General features: G+C 63.5%; 1 protein-coding gene. It reads left to right on the top strand.

Translation table 11 applies throughout. The features are described from left to right. The first annotated feature begins 61 nt into the window (after positions 1-61). A protein-coding gene (locus ACSQ3M_RS28430) for an IS3 family transposase (RefSeq protein ID WP_436153435.1) occupies positions 62-1,209 on the top strand; the annotation gives its coding sequence in 2 pieces (ribosomal slippage) (positions 62-311 and positions 311-1,209; 1,149 coding nt in all). Positions 1,210-1,240: the final 31 nt, after the last annotated feature.

The following is a 1,240-nucleotide window of genomic DNA, read 5'->3' as shown; positions in this document are numbered from 1 at the left end:
TGGCCTGCTGCCGGTTTCGTGGACACCGCGATTGGGTGTTTCATGAAGCCGGAGGTGGCGTATGCAACGACGACGATTTGGGCGTGAGTTCAAGATCGAGGCGGTTCGCCTGATCAAGGATCGAGGTGTGAGCGTCGCGCAGGCGGCTCGGGACCTGGCGGTCCATGAGAACGTGCTGCGCAAATGGGTGAAGGAGCTTTCTGCCGATCCGGCGCAGGCCTTTCCCGGCCATGGGCAGATGAAGCCGGAGCAGTTGGAGATCGAGAAGCTGCGGCGGGAGGTCGTCAAGCTCAAGGCGGAGCGTGACATCCTAAAAAAGGCCGCAGCCTACTTCGCGAAGGACGTGACATGAGGTTCGCGTTCATTGCGAAGCACCGGGGGATCTGGCCGGTGGCGTGGCTTTGCGAAGCGCTGGATGTGTCGCGGTCGGGCTTCCATGCCTGGCTCACCAGAACGCCGAGCAAGCGCAGCCGGGATGACGAGGAGATCGGCGCGAAGGTGCGGGCGAGCTTCATCGGCTCGGATCGCACCTATGGCGCCCGCCGCGTCTGGCGGGACGTGCTGGCGGAAGGCATCGATTGTGGCCTTCACCGCATCGAGCGGCTGATGCGGATGCAGGCCCTTCGCGCAAGGCCACGCCGGCGCGGGCTGCCGAAGGATGACGGCCAGCGTTCGGCAATCGCGCCGAACACGCTCGACCGAGAGTTCCATGCCGAGCGGCCGAACCAGCGCTGGATCGCCGACTTCACCTATGTCTGGACCGCCGAGGGCTGGCTCTACGTCGCGGCCGTCATCGATCTCTTCTCCCGCCGCGTCGTGGGCTGGTCGATGAAGGCCGAGATGACCGCGCAGCTCGTCACCGACGCGCTCATGATGGCGATCTGGCGGCGCGGCAAGCCCGATGCGCTCCTGCATCATTCGGACCAGGGCAGCCAATACGCCAGCGAGCAGTTCCAGAAACTGATGGCCGACAACGGTGTCACCTGCTCGATGAGCCGATCCGGCAACGTCTGGGACAACGCCGCCATGGAGAGCTTCTTCTCATCGCTGAAAACCGAGCGGATCAAAAGCAAGGTCTACCGGACACGGAACGAAGCGCGTGCCGACCTGTTCGACTACATCGAGAGGTTCTACAACGCTCTTCGCAGGCACTCGACCATCGGCTATCTCAGCCCAGCCGAGTTCGAAAAGAAGGCGGGATTAGCTTAACTCACCGTCCACAGAACCGGCAGCAGGCCAG

This window comes from Allobosea sp. LjRoot90 (assembly GCF_964254315.1).
Classification (GTDB): domain Bacteria; phylum Pseudomonadota; class Alphaproteobacteria; order Rhizobiales; family Beijerinckiaceae; genus Allobosea.
The sequence above is the reverse complement of the archived record's forward strand: the minus strand, read 5'-3'. Positions and strand labels throughout refer to the sequence as shown.